This window comes from Prevotella sp. BV3P1 (assembly GCF_000479005.1).
In the GTDB taxonomy this organism is placed as follows: domain Bacteria; phylum Bacteroidota; class Bacteroidia; order Bacteroidales; family Bacteroidaceae; genus Prevotella.
In genome coordinates, this window is the sequence record NZ_AWXC01000024.1 from 15,279 (window position 1) to 36,328 (window position 21,050).

Here is a 21,050-nt window from a genome sequence, read left to right on the forward strand (position 1 = left end):
GCTACAAATAAACATATAATATGCATACTAAAAAACACTACTTATAATTGAGTATATTCTAAATATTGTAAAATATCTTCTAAATTATCATAATAATCCAATATGTTCGGTTCTTTACGCATATACATTTTTCTCACATGGGAAAGAATTATCTGTTTTAGCTTATGAAAATTTGAAGGATTTACGATTTTACACAAAGCCAAATCAATAAAGATCCAGTCAGCTCCAACATCAGGTAGAGAAACCTCTCCGTTTAAAATTGGCAATATTGTTTTATTATAGAGATTATCAAGTGACGAATATTCTGAAAAGACATATTCTGCACACTTTTGAACTTTTGCTTGTAATTCATTAAAATCGGTTGCATATTTTTCCCCATTCAAGTTGAAATAAAACTTGTCTTGCATAGATAGCATGTCCCCTGAAAAACCGATACTGGGTCCGTCTCTTTGGTCTTGCAAATTTTTCATACTAAATTTCTCAAACCATTTTGATAGAATATCGAATCTTACACCATAGATAGGGTATATTACGAGAGATGATATTGCTTCGTCAATCCAGTGATCCATCTCAATAAATTGCTTACCACCTTTTGTCTTCAACAAGAAGGAAGAGTCTCTTTTTCTAAATTTATATTCAGAAAAAAAGTTAAGATTAAGTAAATCTTTTATTATTTTATCAAATATCATAATTCATCATTTTACGGCGTAGAGTCAACCAGCAAGCGCAAAATTACAAAACGTGTTTGAAGAACTCTCGTTTTGGTGTAGAAAAGTTTAATTTTTCTCTCGGCCTTTCGTTCAGTTTCTTTTGTATAGACATTATTCTCTTGTCTGTATAACGTTCAAACGAATCCTTTTTCGGTATATATTGCCTGATTAGCTTATTTGTATTCTCAATCGCTCCCTTTCGCGTAGGTGCATTTCATTCGTCTCATTTTGTTATTTGGCAGCAATGTTTGTTGTTGTGGCACTCGGTATGAAAGAAGACAAAATAAAATAAGGATTGAAAATCTTTCTGAATTTTATTGACAACATGCCTTCCGCTCCTTGGCGTATAGACAAACAAACATGCTGATGGACGTAAATACGCGAAATTTGAATGTTTTCCGTACGTCGTTTATACACAAGGAATTATACTTTTATGTTAAAGTCGTTTAACTTTATTTCAAGCACTTTCAAGCCAAAAACATTGCTTAAAGCGTGTTTTTGGCATGCTATTGACGAGCAAAGGCATGCTAATAGTCCGCCAAAGTGATACGTTTAGTGAGGTAAACTCAATGCTCTTTCGGTGAAAATCGGTTTTTGTCACAAAATTAAGGCATATTTGCATCCTTCCGACCTATCGTTTTTTCCTAGATTGAAAGTTTGCAAGTGCCGTTTTAAGGCCCTAAAATGAGGAAAAAATCGAACAAACGGGGAATAGGCAAACAATTACTCCAAATTATATAGCGAGCTGGGCGATTTCCGCTTCAACACATCCAACAGCACGTCTGTTCCAGCCTCTATGCCTTTCGTTCGCAAAATATGTGCTACCGTTTCGTGTGCCAAATCATAACGATTGTTTTCTTCACTTAAATGACACAGCCACACATGGCGCATCCGCTCGGTCATGTTCTCAGCCAAAGCTTGCGCACAATCCTGGTTAGCCAAATGCCCATTTGGGCCCGATATGCGAATTTTTAAATGTTGGGGATAGGGGCCATACATCAACATCTTCGGGTCGTGATTGGCCTCTATGACCAGATAATTCGTTTCGGAGATGACGGTTTTCATTTCGTCTGTCACATGACCAATGTCTGTCATCAGTGTAAAGACGATGTTACCGCATTCTATCTTATAGCCTACATTGTCAGAACTGTCATGTGGCACACCAAAGGGTGTAACGGTGAAATCACCCAGTTGAAACGGTTGTCCTTTATCTATGACCTCCATGTATGCCGGTGCAACCTTCTTATGTACACAATAGTTGCGCTCTATGCCCGCATGAACAAGATGCGTCGCGTAGACGGGCAAATGATAATCAAGGCTTATCGCCCCAACGGATTTCACATGGTCGGCATGGTCGTGCGTAACTAAAATATGGTGAATTTGTGAAAGTGATAGTCCATACTCTTTAAATGACCTTTTTAATAGCCTAATGCCAATTCCGGCATCAATCATCAAGCCGTCATTCTCTGTAAAAAGACAATAGCAGTTTCCACTGCTACCACTTCCCAAACAAATGAACTTTAACATGTTTGAAATATTTGGCACAAAAGTAAACAAAAGGCTTGACATGAACAAAGTTTTTGGTACCTTTGCATCAGACAGTGAATACTCTTTATCGTTGGTTTGCACTGTTTGTACATCAATAGAACGTTTTTTCGGATGAAAATAAGATTGACAATTTCCCTCACGATAGTAGGCTGTGTGTTGATAGGCCTCTGTGCTTGTAAAGATCATAAGAATGAAGAGCAGCTCAGAGATACGGCCAGTTCTTTCGCCCAAACCTATTTCAACTGGCAATTCAACGATGCACTAGCTTATTGCACCCCATCCTCACAAAGATGGATTAGTTATGCGGCATCACAGGTAAAACAAGATGACGTAGACAAGCTACGAAGTGCTGAGCAAGGTGCCAGTTCGGAAATCAAGGAAATCAATTATCAAAAAGGTGACTCGGTGGCTTCAGTGGTCATGAAGGTTGAGAATTTCTTGTCAATGGACTCAATAGGTACCGTGGGACATTTTGTTGAATCTGCCACCTATACACTGCAATTGGTACAGCTTAATAAGCTGTGGAAAGTGAGGTTGACCGAACTACCCAGGCCCGATTCCCCGCGTCATAATGATTGATCGTATTGATTTCAAAGGTATCTTTTGACGGCTGTTATAAAGGGAATATGACTAAGCAATGGTCATCATCGCGCAATTGTCGTCACATTTCATTCTGTTTGAGTTCATTGGGTACAATGACATTTCAAAAATTGTTATTAAATCCACCATTTTTGTCCTTTATTTGAACAGTTTTAAAGACATTCGTTTGCCCCATTAAGATATTAAGCATAACTTTGCAGCCGAAAAGATTATGTTACAATGAAATTTTATCAGAACTTATTGATCATCGCACTTTCAGCTGTGTTTACCTCTTGTTTTAAAGAAGAACCACTGAATGCAGAGTGTGATATACTTGAAGCTTCCGTTTCGGTAAGCAAGCCTGAGGACATGTTCTATCATTCTTCAGACAGCAAACTCCAAGTTCCTTACACGGATAGTATCATTATTTTCAGCGTAAGACGTCATGCTGACCTGAACTCTATCGCTCCTCACTTCACATTGACGGATGGGGCAACCATTGTTCCGGCAAACGGTTCGGTTCAAGATTTCAGTAAAGGCCCCGTCATCTATACGGTAACATCTGAGGACAAGCAGTGGAACAGGCACTATGCCGTTAGCTTCTTTCCTGTTGTCCAGACTGTTAGTGACACCATTCGATTTGACTTTGAACATTATGAGTTGGAGCAGAAAGAACTGAAATACTATACCTGGTATGATATAGGTGAAGACGGTCAGCGGCACGACTATTGGGCTACGGGTAATTCGGGGTTTAGAATGAGCGGGGTTTCGGCACCACCAGAGGGTTATCCCAGTGTTCCCGTGAAGGATGGTCACAGTGGGTCGTATGCCAAACTCACTACCAAAAGCACTGGCTTGATAGGTTCCTTGGTAGGCAAGCCCCTGGCAGCAGGCAATCTGTATTTAGGTTCTTTCGATTTAGGAATGGCCGTGTACGACGCGATGAAAGCGACAAAGTTTGGTATTCCTTTTGATAAAAAGCCCATCAAACTGACGGGATGGTATCGGTATAAGCCAGGTATAAAGTATCAAGACAAGAAACGAAAAATAGTTCCAAACCGCACGGACAGCGCCGCTATCTATGCTGTGTTTTATAGAAATGTGGACGAACAGGACAATCCCGTAACGCTGTATGGGGACGATGTCTTGACGAACAAGCACATCTTGGCCATCGCCAAGGTGGCAGAAGTGAAGACTACTGACCAATGGACACCTTTTGAAGTGGTTTTCGACTATACGCAACAACCTGATGAAAGAATCTTGGCCAACCGCGGATACAATTTAACCATAGTCTTCTCGTCCAGCGAGAGAGGCGCACAGTTTGAAGGAGCTATCGGCAGTGAGTTGTCTATTGATGAAGTAAGAATCATTTGTACAAAGGAGGAATGACGGCATGCGTAAGTTTATATTAATCATATTGTGGATGGGATGCTTGTCGCTGAACAGCATGGCAGATTCTTTTCTGAAGGATATTAAGCTTCAAGCCCGCATAGGATATAACCTGGGAGGAACCGCTCCCATCGGTTTACCTGCAACCATTAGATTGCTTGAATCATACAAGTTGCATAATAATGTAACCATAGAACTTGATGGCCGTAAAACCATCGATGGCAAATGGAGTGCCCTGGTGGGCCTTCGGGCGGAGAATAAAGATATGGACGTGGATGCCAAGGTGAAGAACTACCACATGGAAATGATTCGCGGAGGCGAGTCATTGGAAGGGGTGTTCACAGGCTATGTGCAGACGCAGGTGCGGCAATGGATGATAACCCTACCTATACAAGCTACCTACGACGTGAACGACAGAATACAACTGCGCATGGGACTGTATATGTCGTATCTGCTCTCAAAAGACTTTGAAGGAAGCGTATATGACGGACACCTACGGGTAGGAGATCCAACTGGGCCCAGAATCGAGATGGGTAGCGATCCTGGAACAAGGGGAATTTATGACTTTTCTGAACACATGAGACGCTTTCAGGTTGGCATATCTGCTGGAATAGATTGCAATATTTACCGCAGTTTTGGTTTATATGCCGATTTGAATTGGGGACTCAACGGCATTTTCAAGCGTTCGTTCAAGACGATTGAACAGACACTATATCCGGTTTATGGCACATTTGGTGTGATTTACAGAATCAGTAAACATTAGGAATACAAGAAGACATGAAGTCATGCTACGCTATTCAGCGTAGCTGTCGCCCGTCAACTTCCTTACAGGGTACGATAGACACATGGATTGAATGATTCGCCATATCAACAAAAAACAGCGAGCCTGGTATCGATATTTGATACTAGGCTCTTACTTTGTAGAAAGTTCCATTAAAATATTAGTATTTAATGAATAATATTTAATTAAAAATAGTAACTTTGTCAGCAGTAGGAAATTTTTACAAAAAAAATATAAATATGCTTACACTTAAACTCATCAGTGAAGAAACTGAACGTGTGATCAAAGGATTAGAAAAGAAACATTTTGAAGGAGCAAGAGAAACTGTCAATCAGGTACTCGCTATTGACAAGCTTCGTCGAGAATCCCAACAAAAACTTGACAAGAACAAGCAACAAGCTAATTTGCTCTCCAAAAAGATAGGCGGGCTCATGAAAGATAAGAAATTGGATGAAGCCAATGAGGTGAAAGAGCAGGTTGCAAAGTTGAAAGAAGAAGCTAAAGGTCTTCAACAGTCAATGGAAACAGCTGAGAACGACCTCACTACCCTACTTTATACTATTCCTAACATCCCAAACGAAGATGTCCCAGAAGGTAAAGATGCATCAGACAACGTCGTTGTGAAAGAAGGAGGAGTGATGCCAGAACTTGGTGATGATGCTTTGTGTCATTGGGACTTGTGTAAGAAGTTTAATCTCATTGATTTTGACCTGGGTGTTAAAATCACGGGTGCGGGTTTCCCCTTATACATCGGCAAGATGGCCCGTTTCCAACGGGCTCTCGAAGCATTTTTCCTCGAAGAGGCTCGTAAATCCGGCTATCTCGAGGTACAACCTCCATTTGTTGTGAATCAAGCATCTGGTTATGGCACAGGTCAGCTGCCTGACAAAGAAGGCCAGATGTACCATGTACAGTTGGATGACCTGTATCTGATACCAACAGCAGAGGTTCCTGTGACGAACATTTTCCGTGACGAGATTCTCGATGAGAAAGACCTGCCTATCAAGCGCTGTGCTTATTCAGCATGTTTCCGTCGTGAAGCAGGGTCGTATGGAAAAGATGTACGCGGACTCAATCGTTTGCATCAATTCGATAAAGTGGAGATTGTTAGAATAGACAAGCCAGAGCATTCTTATGAATCTCTCAACGAAATGTTAGAGCACGTAGAGGGATTATGCAAGAAACTGGAACTCCCCTATCATATTTTGAAATTATGTGGTGGTGACATGAGTTTCACATCGTCGATATGCTACGATTTTGAAGTATGGAGTGCAGCTCAGAAAAGATGGCTGGAGGTTTCGTCCGTATCAAACTTCGAAAGTTATCAAGCCAACCGTCTGAAGTGTCGCTATCGCCATGCCGAAGATGGCAAGATAGAACTTTGTCATACGCTTAATGGTTCGGCATTGGCCTTGCCACGTATTGTTGCCAGCATTTTAGAAAATAATCAGACACCAGAAGGCATTCGTGTACCAAAAGTACTTGTCCCCTACTGTGGATTCGAGATGATTGACGATCAAAACTTCTAAGATAAGACAGCCGTGATGAGATATTGCAAATATATACTCATCTCATCTCTTCTAATCTTCTCCATGAACTGTGTCGCACAGCATGCAACGGGCGTCACCACCATCAAACCGTATGGAGGAGTGCTCTATGCGGCCATGTTTAACGGTGACCTTGATTGCAAGAACAGCATCAAGGCGGGGGTTGATATGGAGAGGCGGCTGTCAAACATTTGTTTTCCTTAGACTATCAATTTGAACTATAACAATCTATTAAAACATACTATGAATAAAATTATCCGAAAAGAACAGTTCTCTGAGAAAGTTTTTCTCTTCGAGATTGAGGCTCCACTCATTGCCAAAAGCAGAAGAGCCGGCAATTTCGTCATCGTTCGTGTAGGCCACAAAGGCGAACGCATGCCACTGACCATCGCCGATGCAGACATCAAACGCGGAACCATCACATTGGTTGTGCAGAAGGTTGGTCTGTCCTCCATGAAGCTATGTAATTTGAATGAAGGTGACTATGTTACTGATGTGGTAGGTCCCTTGGGCAATGCTACACATATAGAAAAGTTTGGTACCGTACTTTGTGCGGGTGGTGGCGTTGGCGTTGCCCCTATGCTGCCCATCATCAAAGCATTGAAGGAGGCTGGAAACAAGGTGCTGTCGGTGTTGGCAGGACGGAGCAAAGACCTCATTATATTAGAAGATGAAGTAAGAGCGAATTCTGATGAAACAATCATCATGACCGACGATGGCAGCTATGGCGAGAAAGGTGTCGTAACGGTGGGCATGGAGAATTTGATCAAACAGGAACATATCGACAAGGCATTTGCTATCGGACCTCCCATCATGATGAAGTTTTGCTGTCTTCTTACACAAAAATATAACATACCTACAGATGTATCTCTCAACACCATCATGGTAGATGGAACGGGCATGTGTGGTGCCTGTCGATTGACGATTGGAGGCAAAACACAATTCGTGTGCATTGATGGTCCTGAATTTGATGGTGCATTGGTTGACTGGGATGAAATGTTCAAACGCATGAACACATTTAAGGATGTTGAAAAAGAAGAACTTGAACATTTGCAAGATCATCTTAATGAGATAGAAGGTGTACTGGAGAAGCACACGCCCACCATTAAAATGGATGTAGAGCCGACACAAGAAGGTATCTCGACGCTAACCGATCGCAATGCGGAATGGAGAAAGACATTACGGGATGCCATGAAGACAAAAGAGCGGAAGAGCATCGCTCGCGTGCAAATGCCAGAACTGGATCCAGCATATCGAGCAACAACCAGGACGGAAGAGGTAAACTTAGGTCTTACGAAAGAAATGGCCATGACAGAAGCCAAACGCTGCTTAGATTGTGCTAAGCCTACCTGTGTGGAAGGTTGTCCAGTCAACATCAACATTCCTTCTTTTATCAAGAATATAGAGCGAGGGCAATTCTTGGCAGCTGCCAAAGTGTTGAAGAACACATCTGCCCTACCCGCAGTATGTGGCAGAGTTTGCCCACAAGAGAAACAATGCGAAAGCATATGTATTCATCTGAAGATGAATGAACCCGCTGTCGCCATTGGTTACCTGGAACGTTTTGCCGCCGATTATGAACGGGAAAGTGGAAACACGTCTATCCCTGAAATGCAAACTGACAACGGTATTAAGGTGGCTGTGGTCGGTTCAGGACCTGCAGGCTTGAGCTTCGCTGGGGATATGGCTAAGCGAGGCTATCAAGTTCATGTGTTCGAGGCACTGCATGAAATAGGTGGCGTGCTGAAATATGGAATTCCAGAATTCCGCCTTCCTAATGCCATCGTCGACGTTGAAATAGAAAATCTCCAGAAAATGGGCGTTCATTTCTTAACCGACTGCATCATTGGGAAAACCCTTTCTATTGAAGAACTCAAAGAAAAAGATTTCAAAGGCATCTTTGTGGGATCGGGTGCAGGACTACCTAATTTTATGGGAATACCAGGAGAGAATGCCATTAACATCATGTCATCCAACGAATACCTGACCCGTATCAATCTTATGGATGCCGCCAATGCTAATGCTGACACACCCATCAATCTTGGAAAGAAAGTGATGGTCGTTGGAGGAGGCAACACAGCCATGGACTCATGTAGAACAGCCAAACGCTTAGGAGCTGATGTTACACTGGTCTACCGTCGCTCTGAAGCAGAAATGCCTGCCCGACTTGAAGAAGTTAAACATGCCAAAGAAGAAGGCATCCATTTCATGTGCCTGCATAATCCTATTGAATATCTCACGGATGAAAGAGGTGCTGTCAGCGCTGCCGTTTTACAAGTCATGCAATTGGGAGAACCTGATGCCAGTGGTCGTCGAAGTCCTGTGCCAGTCGAAGGACAAACAGTAACGATAGAAGTCGACCAGGTTGTTGTGGCTGTCGGTGTATCTCCAAATCCACTGGTACCAAAATCTATCCAGGGACTGGAACTTGGTCGTAAAAACACCATTGTCGTCAATGACCAGATGCAGTCCAGCAGATCAGAAATTTATGCAGGAGGCGACATCGTACGCGGAGGCGCAACCGTGATTCTTGCCATGGGTGATGGCAGAAGAGCTGCTGCAAATATGGATATGCAACTAACAGCTGCTCAGTGACAGACATAAAGACTGCATGTAGGACGAACGGCTTCTTTATAAGTCACTACATTTTTGCATTCTTTATGACTTACTTCTTAAATAAATTTGTATCTTTGTCAAAATGACAAAAATGAAGTATACATTATATTTATTGGTATTACTGCTTTTTTCACCTCTTCCCATGCAAGCTCAAAGACATGGGAAGAGATCAGCTCATCCACAAGCCAACAAAACAGAGAAAACTCCTGCTGACAAATTATTCGAGACGATGGTAGAAGGAACTGCTAAAGTCATGTTCATTGATAGCATTGTGGTAGACAAGAAAAATTTCTTATCTAAAATCCCTATGAGCAAGGATGCCGGTACGCTTTCTGAACAAAATGGCCTATTCTCCTATACTAACGAACTTGGCAATCACCGTATCTATGCCGATGGTGATACCGCACAGGGATACCACCTGTATTCAACTGATCTACTAGGAGACATCTGGAGTAAACCAAAACAATTAGTAGAATTGGATGAAGAGGTAGACAATGCCAACTACCCTTTTCTACTTTCTGACGGTATGACCTTATTTTTTTCTGGTCAAGGAGAAAAGAGTTTGGGTGGTTATGATATCTTCATGACATTGTTTAACAGTGAAGATGGAACTTTTTATAAACCAGAGAATTATGGATTGCCGTTCAACTCAACTGCAAATGATTATTTCTTGGCTATTGATGACATGTATGCATTGGGCTGGTTAGTCAGTGACCGGTATCAACCAAAAGATAAAGTTTGCATCTATACATTCGTTCCAACCAATCCGCGCCTTAACTTCAGTCAAGATAATCTTGAAGATAAACAGCTTAAGTCTTTTGCCAAGTTGACGAGCATTAAAGACACATGGGCCTTTGGAAACAGGGATGCCGCACTAAAAAGATTGGAAAGTTTGAAGCAAAACAATCATCAAGCAAATTCAAAGCCAGGTTTTCTGTTCCCAGTTAATGACAAAACTGTTTATACAAAGATAGATGATTTCAAAAGCAACAAGACAAAAGAATTATACGTTCAATTGATTGAAATGAAATCTCAATTGGCACAGAATGAGAAAACTTTGGCCAAGATGAGATCCGATTATAGCCGAGCATCCATATCCGATCAACAAGGAATGAGAGCTAATTTGCTGAAAGCGGAAGAAACCATACAGCAACAAAGAAAAGATGTGCAAACCTTTGAAAAGTCAGTAAGAAACGAAGAGAACAAATTGTTAACCAACTAAATCCCTACAATGATGGAAAAAAAATATTTTGCAGAATCAGAACTTATCATCAATGCCGATGGTAGTGTCTTCCATTTGCATATCAAGCCCGAACAATTGGCCGACAAAGTTATTCTGGTAGGCGATCCAGGCCGCGTGTCGCTGGTAGCTTCGCATTTTGAAAAAGTAGAGTGCGATATACAAAGCAGGGAATTCCATACCATTACTGGTTCATATCAAGGAAAGCGAATCAGTGTGATCAGTACGGGTATCGGCTGTGATAATATAGATATTGTCATGAACGAGATGGATGCTTTGGCTAACATTGATTTTGCCACCCGTCATGAGAAATCACCGCTTAAGTCACTCACCTTGGTCAGACTTGGCACCTGTGGCGGATTGCAAGAATATACGCCAGAAGGAACATACATAGCCAGTGAAAAGAGTATTGGATTTGATGGCTTGCTGAATTATTACGCAGGAAGAGACGAAGCCTGTGACTTAGAATTCGAGGAGGCTTTCAAAAAACACATGAACTGGAACCCACAAAAAGGCGCACCCTATGTTATTGATGCAGATAAAGAAACACTCAATCGCATTGCGGGAGACGACATGGTTCGCGGTGTGACAATTGCTTGTGGTGGCTTCTTCGGACCACAAGGCAGAGAGTTGCGCATACCTTTGGCCGATCCCAACCAAAATGAAAAAATAGAGAGTTTCGAATACAACGGTTACCGAATCACAAATTTCGAAATGGAGAGCAGCGCGCTGGCAGGCCTTGCTAAGCTGTTAGGACACAAGGCTATGACGTGTTGTATGGTAATAGCCAATCGTCGTGCTCAAAAAGCAAATGTGGAATACAAAAACTCTATTGATGGGCTGATACAAATTGTACTTGACAGAATTTAATGAGCGACCGTTTGGCCACTTTTTTCAATGGTCAACCCTTATCATTTTGATTGTCAGACCCCAATATCAGGGTCTGACAACATGTTTTACTCAATTCATCTTATAACTCAATATGCAAGTTTCTCGAATCGATTCCAATCAAGATCCATCATCAATAAGCTCACAATCTACGATTTGCGCTTTAGCGACACCGGCTGGAGGTGCTATAGCCGTGATTCGTCTATCAGGAAGCGATGCCATCAACATCGTAGACAAAGTGTTCGTTTCCAAATCTAATCATAGCCTGACAGAAGCAAAACCGCAGACATTGCATTATGGACATTTGACTAACAACGATGGAGAAGAGATTGACGATGTGTTGGTTTCCGTTTTTCGTTCGCCTCACTCTTACACGGGTGAAGATTCTGTTGAAATATCATGTCATGGCTCTCGTTACATCATTAAAACCATTTTAGAAACACTTATCAAAGAAGGCTGTCAACAGGCTGCACCTGGTGAATACACACAGCGCGCCTTCTTTAATGGAAAGTTAGATTTAAGTCAGGCAGAAGCTGTTGCCGACTTGATTTCTTCTACTAATCGTGCCACACACCAAATGGCCATGAGTCAATTGAAAGGTCATTTTTCCGATGAATTGGCTCTGTTAAGGAACCAACTGCTGAAGATAACGTCCTTGCTCGAACTTGAACTTGATTTTAGCGATCACGAAGAACTCGAGTTTGCTGACAGAACAGAATTGCTTGATTTGGCACAAACTATTGACCAACGATTGTCTATGCTAGCCCACTCTTTTGAAACAGGAAAAGCTTATAAACAAGGTGTAGCTGTGGCCATTGTTGGCAAGACGAACGTAGGAAAGAGCACACTTCTCAATCAGCTACTAAAGGAAGAGAAAGCCATCGTGAGCAACATTCATGGTACGACCAGAGATGTTATTGAAGACACGACCGAAATTAAAGGTGTCACGTTTCGATTTATTGACACAGCGGGCATTCGCTCAACGAATGATGAGATAGAGAGGCTCGGTATCGAGCGCACCTATAAGAAGCTTAACGAAGCACGCATCATCTTATGGTTGGTTGATGAACAGCCTAGCCGTAGCGAGATTCAAGAAATGTTGGAGTATTGTGAGGACAAACAAGTGATTCTCGTTCAAAATAAGATTGATATCAGAACGATTCCTGACAAGTTGCCAACAAACAACCTATCAACCATACAAATCAGTGCCAAACTCGGAACGAACATCGACCAATTAGAAAACCTACTCTATCAAAAAGCAAATATTCCCGAAATCACGGAGAATGATGTCATCATCACGAGTGCTCGCCATTACGATGCCCTCATTCATGCCAAAGAAAGCATCACTCGAGTAATCAATGGGTTAAAAGCAGATTTCAGCGGAGATCTCATAGCTGAAGATCTGCGTGTTTGCCTTGACCAACTGGCAGACATCACGGGGGGAGAAATAACGACTCCAGAGGTACTTGAGAATATCTTCAAACATTTTTGCATCGGAAAGTAAAGTCGGAAATCAGCAAGGCAAAAAAATGTTTTGTGAGCTTGTCGCACTTATTGGCGAAGAGGCATCAGATCATTCTTAGCTTTATCCCAATTAGTTCGCTGCAAATGATTTTAATATCCTGGCAAACTCATTGACTTTAACCGCCAAACTCAATGGGTTTACCTTCCAATTGCATTGACTTTAGAGACCAAAGTCAATGGGTTTGGACAACTGAACAGGGCCCCTTATACTTCTTAGGAAGATGATACGATGGACAGACCGGCAGTTGATTCATTCTTAAGTCATGTCTAAAATAATTTCTTAACTGCCGAAAATAAGACGAAACCAATTGATATTCAAAACTATTTTCGTACATTTGCCCATGGAAAGAAACATAACATACAAATGAAAAAACTGTTAATTACCGCACTCGCACTCATACTTTCCGTTTGCACGTGGGCTGCAAAGGCTTGGCGCATGCCGCTTACTGTCACCCAACCAGACGGAACCTCTCTGCAAGCCTACCAACATGGAGATGAACATTTTAACTGGTACACCGACAAAGACGGTGTCATACTGATTCGCAAAGCCGACATCTTTTATATTGCGCATATCGACCGATATGGGAAAATATCATCGTCAAACCTCTTGGCGCATGAGAAATCGCAACGACAGGACGCTGAAAAGAGAGCCGTGGCAGCGCAAAACAGAAATCTGTTTTTTGAAAGAGCACAACAACGGATAGAAACTCGTGCCATGCGTCGCGAACCTGTACAAGTGAACAGTACTTTTTTCCCACACACGGGTTCGCCCAAAGCCATCGTCATTTTGGCTCAATACAAGGACACCCCATTTACACTTACCAATCCTCGCCAATCGTTTCAACAGTTTCTCAATGGCAAAGGACGCCCTACTGACTACGGACACGGTGAGGGTAAAAACGCATCGAGCGTGCAACAATATTTCAAGGACATGAGCTTTGGTCAGTTTACACCACAGTTTGACGTCTATGGTCCTGTGACACTTCCGCACGACCTTGCATATTATGGAGGAACAGATTCCAACGGTGGCGATGAAGAGTTCGATAAACTGATTACCGATGCCTGCCGACTGATGGACGATTCGCTTGACTTTGCAAACTATGATGCCAATGGCGACGGCTATGCCGATTTGGTGTATGTTGTCTATTCGGGCTATGGACAGAACATGGGTGCACCCGACAACACCATGTGGGCCAAATCAGGAACGATTTACCCCACTCCCTCCTTTGATGGGAAAAAGATATGTAGAGTAGGCATCAGCAGCGAACTGATTGGCAGCCCTACATATCCTGAAGAAAAAATGATATCAGGCATCGGACTCTTTTGTCATGAATTCAGTCACTGTATGGGGCTTCCCGATTTCTATCCTACATTGGCGAGTGCTCGAGGGGACAACCAAGGAATGGAAGCATGGAGCCTCATGGACGATGGCGAATATATCGCCAATGGCGGCAGGTGGCCTACAGCCTATACGGCTTGGGAACGTGAAGCCATGGGATGGATGACGATTGATGATTTGACCACTGCGCAGCAAATTGAATTGAAAACCATTGATAACAAGGGCAAAGCCTATCGCATCTATAATGACAACGATCCGAACAAAAAAGATTATTACATTGTTCAGAACATTCAAGCCAAGCGTTGGAATGCAGGCTTGGAGAGTCATGGACTGTTGATGTATCATGTAAATTATGAGGCTTTGCCATTTACATTATCATCAAACAGTGTGAACAATGAGAAAGGCAAGCCCCGCATGACAGTAATTCCAGCTGATGGACGGCTGTACAGCTCGTACAATGGGAACAGTAATAAATACAAAGAAGAATTAAAAGGCGACCTCTTTCCCGGGACGAAGAATGTAACAGAACTCACAGATGCGAACAAATTGCCCAACTATGCACCATGGACATGGACAGGAGGGACGCTTGATAAGCCCATTTATAACATCTCTGAAAAAGAGGGAATCGTTTATTTCGACTTCCTTAAAAAGTTCTCTACACAGGGTATTGTGCCTACATTCTCCCAAGAAGCGACAAGCGACAAACGCATTTTCAGCCTTGATGGCAAATACATTGGAACCGACAAATCGATTTTGCCACAAGGCATATACATCATTGGAGGCAAGAAAGTATACATTCATCCTTTCCACTATTAATCAAAAAGGATAAATAGGGAAAGGATGCTGCATTATTTTATGATTTGATTTAGCGTTCGCCAAATATGGCACTACCTACTCTTACCATGGTAGAGCCACACGTCACGGCGATGAGGTAATCGTGACTCATACCCCAACTGCGCTGTTTGAATGATGGTTGGTCAGCGAAATAGCGCTCCTTCACTTCGTCAAAAAAGTCTTTGGCCGTCAACATTTCCTGGCGTATCTGCCGTTCGTCGTCCACGTTTGACGCCATCATCATCAGTCCGCAGATACGCACATTCGACAATTCACGCCATTCGCCGGCCTCCAAGAAATCACGGCATTGACCCAAGGAAAAGCCATATTTGGTGGCCTCCTCAGCAATATGCAGCTCCAACAGCACGTCGATAACACGGTTGTTGCGAGCTGCATGCTTATTAATTTCACGCAAAAGCTTGGGCGAGTCGACAGACTCAATCATGCTGATGTAAGGAGCAATATATTTCACCTTATTGGTTTGCAGGTGTCCAATAAAGTGCCATTCAATGTCGTTTGGCAGTGCTTCCACCTTTTCGGTAAGCTCTTGTTCGCGGCTTTCACCAAAGACGCGCTGCCCTGCTGCATAAGCACTCGCTATCATCTCTTTGGGATGATACTTACTGATGGCTACCAAACAAACGTCAGCAGGCAGCCTTTTCTTCACGTCGTGCAAGCTTTTTGTTACATCAACCATGATTATGAAAGTTTAAACGAACCACACTCCTATTCACTTCAGCCGTTTATACTTCAGGCTGATCATCGGGTTCTTTTTTCAAATCGTGTTCAAAAACATCCATGATTTTGGTTTCTGAAACATTGGCTACCACATAATCGAGCACGCTGCTTGAGAACACTTCTCCGATATTTTGAAGGGCTCCCTCGATGTTCTTTGCCTGAACCAGATAACTTACGGCCGTTCGTTTCTCCTTACCTTTCTCCTCATCAATGGTGATGAACATCAGTTTGGCCTTGTACCATTTGTCATCACTCTCTCTATCACTGAAGAAGATTTCACTATAAACAGCTGGCGTGATGTTCTTGATGACAAACTCACCGCTTGAATAGCTCGCCATTTCTTTGGTGATGGCATCTTCTGCCTCACCAAAAGTAAAGGCGTCAACCACATAAGTTTCTCTTACCTTGGCAAAGAGTCCGTCTTCTGCCTGACGCTCATATTGTACATTTGTCTCAAACCAATTAGCATTTCTTGTTCTCATCGTTATACCTCTTAAATAAAGTTACTATATTGCTTAAATGATATGGATGCAAAAGTAGTAAAAATTGCCAAATCCCACAAATGGAACAAGTGACTTATGAAGACCGTATGGATAATATTATTTGATTCCAACTCTCATATTTTATATCCACACTTCATTTGGCGTTCAGATTTATTTGTTACCTTTGCACCATACACGCAAGCGAGTTTGGCGCATGAATGATAACACACGCCACGCTCACTTGCACGATTGTCAAGACCGAGGGGAAAAGTCCAGCAAGCAGCTCCCCAGAAGAATATTAAATTATATGCCAGAAATATCTGTTCGAGGATTAGAGATGCCTGAGTCGCCCATACGCAAGTTGGCTCCTTTGGCGACAGCGGCAAAGGCACGCGGAATCAAGGTTTACCACCTCAACATTGGACAACCCGACCTTCCGACGCCACAAGTAGGATTGGATGCGCTCAAACATATCAACCGAACCATCTTGGAATATTCGCCCAGCCAAGGCTGTCTATCATATCGAGAGAAGCTGGCGGGCTATTACAAAAGGTACGACATCAATGTTTCGGCCGATGACATCATTATCACATCAGGTGGTAGTGAGGCGGTGTTGTTCGCCTTCATGAGTTGCTTAAACCCTGGAGACGAAATCATTGTGCCTGAACCTGCGTACGCCAACTACATGGCTTTCGCCATTAGTGCGGGTGCGAAGATCAGGACTATCGCAACAACCATCGAGGAAGGTTTTTCACTTCCCAAGGTTGAAAAGTTTGAAGAGCTGATCAACGAGCATACCCGCGCCATCATGATTTGCAATCCCAACAATCCTACCGGCTACCTGTACACCCGCAGAGAGATGAACCAAATCAGGGACTTAGTGAAGAAATATGACCTGTTTTTGTTCTCAGATGAGGTTTATCGGGAGTATATCTACACCGGTTCCCCTTACATCAGTGCCATGCACTTGACGGGCGTTGAGGACAATGTCATCCTCATTGACTCGGTTTCCAAGCGATATAGCGAGTGTGGCATACGTATCGGAGCGCTGATAACACGCAATATCGAGGTAAGAAAGGCCGTGATGAAGTTCTGTCAGGCTCGCCTTTCCCCTCCTCTTCTTGGACAGATTGTGGCAGAAGCATCGCTCGATGCACCAGAAGAGTATTACCGTACGGTGTACGATGAGTATGTAGAACGACGCAAATGCCTCATCGACGGACTGAACAAAATACCGGGCGTGTACTCTCCTATACCGATGGGAGCCTTTTATACAGTAGCAAAATTGCCTGTAGATGACAGCGAGAAATTTTGTCGATGGTGCCTGGAAGAGTTCTCATTTGAAGGTGAAACGGTGATGATGGCACCCGCTGCGGGCTTCTACACCACGCCGGGAGCTGGATTTAATCAAGTGCGCATCGCCTATGTTCTCAACAAACACGATCTTGAAAAAGCACTGGTCGTGCTGCGCGAGGCATTAGACAAATATCCTGGAAGAGTGGAACAAGAGCGATTGTAACATACGGTTGGACAGGAATTGCCAACCCAGTTCTTTCCTCCTGCAATGCTTCAACGACACCATTCCATTAACGACAAAACCAAGTATGAACTTACCTTTATTCATAGCAAGAAGAATTTACAGCGTGAACGGTGAAAAGGCGGAGGCCTCCAAGCCTGCCATTAGGATTGCTACCGCTGGCATTGCCATCGGCCTTGCTGTGATGATCGTGTCTGTCTGCGTGGTGTTTGGTTTCAAACATGCTGTCAGTGCGAAGGTTATTGGATTTGGCAGCCACATCCAAGTGGCTAACTTCATGACGCTGCAAACCTCAGAATCATATCCTATTCAGATGACAGACTCCTTGCTTGAGGTGCTGAAAAACACGCAAGGCGTAGAGCATGTTCAACGATTTGCAACCAAACAAGGGGTACTGAAGACCGATTCTGACTTCCTTGGCGTTGTTTTCAAAGGGGTTGGACCTGACTTTGACTCAACCTTCATCCACCAAAATCTGATGGAAGGAAGCATTCCTGCCTTCTCTGACACAAAAAGCAGCAACAAAATATTGCTATCCATGTCGATGGCTAAGAAGCTGAAATTAAAAACTGGCGACAGGATATTTGCTTATTTCATTGACCACGCTGGGGTCAGAGTGAGGCGCTTCACCATCGCAGGCATCTATCAAACCAACTTGGCACAATATGATGATGTCACCTGCTTCATGGACCTTTACACGGCTGTGAAGCTCAATGGCTGGGAAACAGACCAGGTGTCGGGTGCTGAAATTACGGTGAAAGACTTCAATAAGGTTGATGACACGGAAGCTATATTCATCAATCGCTTGAACAGAACGGTGGATCATTACGGCGAAACTTATTCATCGAAGACCATCAGAGATATCAGTCCCCAGATTTTCTCATGGCTGGATCTGCTCGACTTGAACGTTTGGATCATTCTTGCCCTGATGATTGCCGTAGCCGGAGTAACCATGATTTCAGGACTTCTCATCATTATTCTTGAACGTGTCACCATGATTGGCGTACTGAAAGCCATGGGAGCCAAGAACGCGATGATTAGACATACGTTCTTATGGTTTGCCGTCTTCATTATCACCCGCGGTCTTCTCATCGGCAATTTCATTGGCATTGGTCTGGTTTTGTTGCAGAGATACACTGGCATTATCGGTCTGGATCCACAAACTTATTATGTAACAACGGTACCAGTTGATATCAATATCCCTATTCTTTTGTTACTAAACGTGGCAACGCTCTTAATCAGTGTTGTGGTTTTAATCGCCCCCAGCTACCTCATTTCTCACATACATCCAGCCAAATCCATGAGGTACGAATAGGGACTTTCACACTTTCGACGCCACTTCCCAGCTGTTTTTTTATCAAGACATTTTCGTGTTAGGAGGCTTGTATTCACCTTTTATTGCCAAGACGACAAGCTATCAAAACAACATTTCCGTATTGGATTTTGCGAAAAAACATGCACATATTTCTTGTACATGTGCAAATAAGACGTTATCTTTGCACACATACTTAAATATTGTGCAATAGAATTATTTAAACTGACATCGAAAAATTCAACTAAATGATTTTCATATCAGAAATAAAATCCAACTAAGATAAACCGAAAGTAGCATGAAAGAAATTCCGAGTTTTAATGCCCTCATTCAAAAGAGTATTATCGACCATTGGACTTTGAACGCCCTGACAGACTATAAAGGCGTTACTCTTCAGTATCACGATGTGGCTCGAAAAATAGAAAAGCTTCACATCTTGTTTGAAAACAGCGGAGTTCAGAAAGGTGACAAGATAGCCCTCTGTGGACGAAACAGTTCTGCTTGGGCATGCGCTTTTTTAGCAACACTGACCTATGGAGCCGTTGCTGTTCCCATTTTACACGAGTTTACCGCCGAACAAATACACAACATTGTCAATCACAGCGAAGCAAAGTTGCTTTTCGTCGGCGACGTTGTGGCAACCATCATCGACGAAAAAGCGATGCCAGACTTGGAAGGAATCGTTTATATTCCCGATTATTCGTTGTTTGTTTCCAGAACAGAGAAGTTGACGTATGCCCGAGAACATCTTAACGAAATGTTCGGCAAGAAGTATCCTAAGTACTTCAGACCAGAACATGTCAACTACTATATCGAGCAGGACCCGGAAGAATTGGCACTGATTAACTACACGAGCGGAACGACAGGATTCTCGAAAGGCGTGATGATACCCTATCGCGCCATGTGGGGAAACGCAGACTTTGCCCAGCACGAGTTGGGCAGCGTCATTCGCAAAGGCGATCACGTGATGAGCATCCTGCCCATGGCTCACATGTATGGCATGGCCTTTGAATTCATCTATGAGTTTATTTCGGGCTGTCACATCTTCTACCTGACCCGTCTACCGAGCCCCGCTATCATTGCCCAAGCATACGCAGAAATTAAGCCTGCCTTAATTATTGCCGTACCGCTGGTCATCGAAAAGATTATCAAGAAGCGAGTCTACCCAAAGATACAGAACAATATGATGAAGCTGTTGCTTAACATGCCTGTCATCAACACCAAGATTCACGAGAAGATTGGACAAGAGGTTATCAACGCTTTTGGTGGCAATTTCCATGAAGTCATTATTGGTGGCGCTGCTTTCAACAAGGACATCGAGAATTTCTTGCAGAAGATTGGCTTCCCATATACCGTTGGATACGGCACAACCGAGTGTGCTCCAATCATCGCATACGCCAACCATGAGACGTTTATCCCCGGTAGTTGCGGTCGTGCTGCCTACCACATGGAAGTAAAGATAAACAGTAATGATCCTGAGAACGTTCCCGGTGAGATATGGGCCAGAGGCACAAATGTGATGCTGGGCTATTACAAGAATCCAGAAGCCACGGCAGCCGTGATGGATGCTGATGGCTGGTATCACACTGGTGACTTAGGAACAATGGACGCAGAAGGTAATATTTTCATTAAAGGACGCTTGAAGAACATGCTGCTGGGTGCGAGTGGACAAAACATTTACCCAGAAGAAATCGAGGATAGGCTCAACGCCATGCCCATGGTCAGCGAGAGTGTGGTGATTCAAGAGAATGATAAACTGGTGGGATTGGTCTGCCCCGATTTGGATGAAGCTAATTCCATCGGGCTGTCCAGATCGGATATTGAAGAAGTCATGGAACAAAACAGACTGCAACTAAACAATGAGTTGCCATCCTATAGCAAACTGAGTGCCATCAGATTACATGATGAAGAATTCGAGAAAACACCAAAGAAGAGCATCAAAAGATATCTTTATCAGAATGCACATGAGGCATAAAGGCGTTTTTC

General features: G+C 43.1%; 17 protein-coding genes and 1 pseudogene. 13 read left to right on the forward strand and 5 right to left on the reverse strand.

The window, feature by feature from the left end; genetic code table 11:
- Positions 1 to 41 precede the first annotated feature (41 nt).
- The 3 genes and pseudogenes from HMPREF1254_RS04560 to HMPREF1254_RS04565 form a co-directional block, all read right to left on the reverse strand.
- Positions 42 to 689 carry a hypothetical protein gene (locus HMPREF1254_RS04560; RefSeq protein WP_023057485.1) on the reverse strand — a complete coding sequence of 216 codons (648 nt, stop codon included), beginning with the start codon at positions 687 to 689 and terminating at the stop codon, positions 42 to 44.
- 43 nt (positions 690 to 732) lie between these two features.
- Positions 733 to 912 (reverse strand): annotated as a pseudogene (locus HMPREF1254_RS12295) (IS30 family transposase); the annotation flags it as partial.
- A 521-nt stretch (positions 913 to 1,433) separates the two neighbouring features.
- The gene (locus HMPREF1254_RS04565; protein ID WP_023057494.1) at positions 1,434 to 2,237 is read right to left on the reverse strand and encodes an MBL fold metallo-hydrolase; all 804 of its coding nucleotides are present in this window, start codon (positions 2,235 to 2,237) and stop codon (positions 1,434 to 1,436) included.
- 132 nt (positions 2,238 to 2,369) lie between these two features.
- Between HMPREF1254_RS04565 and HMPREF1254_RS04570 the strand changes: the two genes are divergently transcribed.
- The 10 genes from HMPREF1254_RS04570 to HMPREF1254_RS04610 all read left to right on the forward strand — a co-directional run bounded on the left by HMPREF1254_RS04570 (position 2,370) and on the right by HMPREF1254_RS04610 (position 14,977).
- Positions 2,370 to 2,837, forward strand: coding sequence for a hypothetical protein (locus HMPREF1254_RS04570; RefSeq protein ID WP_023057490.1), 468 nt, complete (start codon positions 2,370 to 2,372; stop codon positions 2,835 to 2,837).
- A 240-nt stretch (positions 2,838 to 3,077) separates the two neighbouring features.
- Positions 3,078 to 4,226 carry a PCMD domain-containing protein gene (locus tag HMPREF1254_RS04575; protein WP_023057501.1) on the forward strand — a complete coding sequence of 383 codons (1,149 nt, stop codon included), beginning with the start codon at positions 3,078 to 3,080 and terminating at the stop codon, positions 4,224 to 4,226.
- 58 nt (positions 4,227 to 4,284) lie between these two features.
- Positions 4,285 to 4,989 carry a porin family protein gene (locus tag HMPREF1254_RS04580; RefSeq protein WP_231385803.1) on the forward strand — a complete coding sequence of 235 codons (705 nt, stop codon included), beginning with the start codon at positions 4,285 to 4,287 and terminating at the stop codon, positions 4,987 to 4,989.
- A gap of 257 nt (positions 4,990 to 5,246) precedes the next feature.
- On the forward strand, positions 5,247 to 6,536 hold the full coding sequence (gene serS, locus HMPREF1254_RS04585) for a serine--tRNA ligase (RefSeq protein WP_023057476.1): 1,290 nt from the start codon (positions 5,247 to 5,249) through the stop codon (positions 6,534 to 6,536).
- A gap of 15 nt (positions 6,537 to 6,551) precedes the next feature.
- Entirely contained in the window at positions 6,552 to 6,758 is a 207-nt protein-coding gene (locus HMPREF1254_RS11985; RefSeq protein WP_023057475.1) for a hypothetical protein, read from the forward strand.
- A gap of 39 nt (positions 6,759 to 6,797) precedes the next feature.
- A complete protein-coding gene (locus HMPREF1254_RS04590) occupies positions 6,798 to 9,149 on the forward strand; it encodes a bifunctional dihydroorotate dehydrogenase B NAD binding subunit/NADPH-dependent glutamate synthase (RefSeq protein WP_023057491.1) in 2,352 nt (783 codons plus the stop codon).
- Positions 9,150 to 9,261: 112 nt separating this feature from the next.
- Positions 9,262 to 10,392, forward strand: coding sequence for a hypothetical protein (locus tag HMPREF1254_RS04595; RefSeq protein WP_036878121.1), 1,131 nt, complete (start codon positions 9,262 to 9,264; stop codon positions 10,390 to 10,392).
- Between the two features lie 9 nt (positions 10,393 to 10,401).
- The gene (locus HMPREF1254_RS04600; protein ID WP_023057505.1) at positions 10,402 to 11,280 is read left to right on the forward strand and encodes a nucleoside phosphorylase; all 879 of its coding nucleotides are present in this window, start codon (positions 10,402 to 10,404) and stop codon (positions 11,278 to 11,280) included.
- Between the two features lie 112 nt (positions 11,281 to 11,392).
- Positions 11,393 to 12,802 (forward strand): tRNA uridine-5-carboxymethylaminomethyl(34) synthesis GTPase MnmE, encoded by a 1,410-nt coding sequence (gene mnmE / locus HMPREF1254_RS04605; RefSeq protein WP_023057482.1) that lies wholly within the window; start codon positions 11,393 to 11,395, stop codon positions 12,800 to 12,802.
- Between the two features lie 384 nt (positions 12,803 to 13,186).
- Positions 13,187 to 14,977, forward strand: coding sequence for a M6 family metalloprotease domain-containing protein (locus tag HMPREF1254_RS04610; protein WP_023057496.1), 1,791 nt, complete (start codon positions 13,187 to 13,189; stop codon positions 14,975 to 14,977).
- A 49-nt stretch (positions 14,978 to 15,026) separates the two neighbouring features.
- On the opposite strand, the gene HMPREF1254_RS04615 is transcribed toward HMPREF1254_RS04610, so the two are convergent.
- Together HMPREF1254_RS04615 and HMPREF1254_RS04620 are read right to left on the reverse strand one after the other, a co-directional pair.
- Complete coding sequence (locus tag HMPREF1254_RS04615) at positions 15,027 to 15,692, reverse strand: YggS family pyridoxal phosphate-dependent enzyme (RefSeq protein ID WP_023057480.1); 666 nt, start codon at positions 15,690 to 15,692, stop codon at positions 15,027 to 15,029.
- 46 nt (positions 15,693 to 15,738) lie between these two features.
- A complete protein-coding gene (locus HMPREF1254_RS04620; protein WP_023057498.1) occupies positions 15,739 to 16,215 on the reverse strand; it encodes a DUF4494 domain-containing protein in 477 nt (158 codons plus the stop codon).
- Between the two features lie 307 nt (positions 16,216 to 16,522).
- Here HMPREF1254_RS04620 and HMPREF1254_RS04625 point away from each other — a divergent pair, with 307 nt between their 5' ends.
- The 3 genes from HMPREF1254_RS04625 (at position 16,523) to HMPREF1254_RS04635 (ending at position 21,039) form a co-directional block, all read left to right on the forward strand.
- Complete coding sequence (locus tag HMPREF1254_RS04625; RefSeq protein WP_036878168.1) at positions 16,523 to 17,734, forward strand: pyridoxal phosphate-dependent aminotransferase; 1,212 nt, start codon at positions 16,523 to 16,525, stop codon at positions 17,732 to 17,734.
- Between the two features lie 85 nt (positions 17,735 to 17,819).
- Complete coding sequence (locus HMPREF1254_RS04630) at positions 17,820 to 19,067, forward strand: ABC transporter permease (protein WP_023057474.1); 1,248 nt, start codon at positions 17,820 to 17,822, stop codon at positions 19,065 to 19,067.
- 295 nt (positions 19,068 to 19,362) lie between these two features.
- Positions 19,363 to 21,039: an AMP-binding protein gene (locus HMPREF1254_RS04635; protein ID WP_023057481.1), complete on the forward strand. Its 1,677-nt coding sequence runs from the start codon at positions 19,363 to 19,365 to the stop codon at positions 21,037 to 21,039.
- The last annotated feature ends 11 nt before the right edge of the window (positions 21,040 to 21,050 follow it).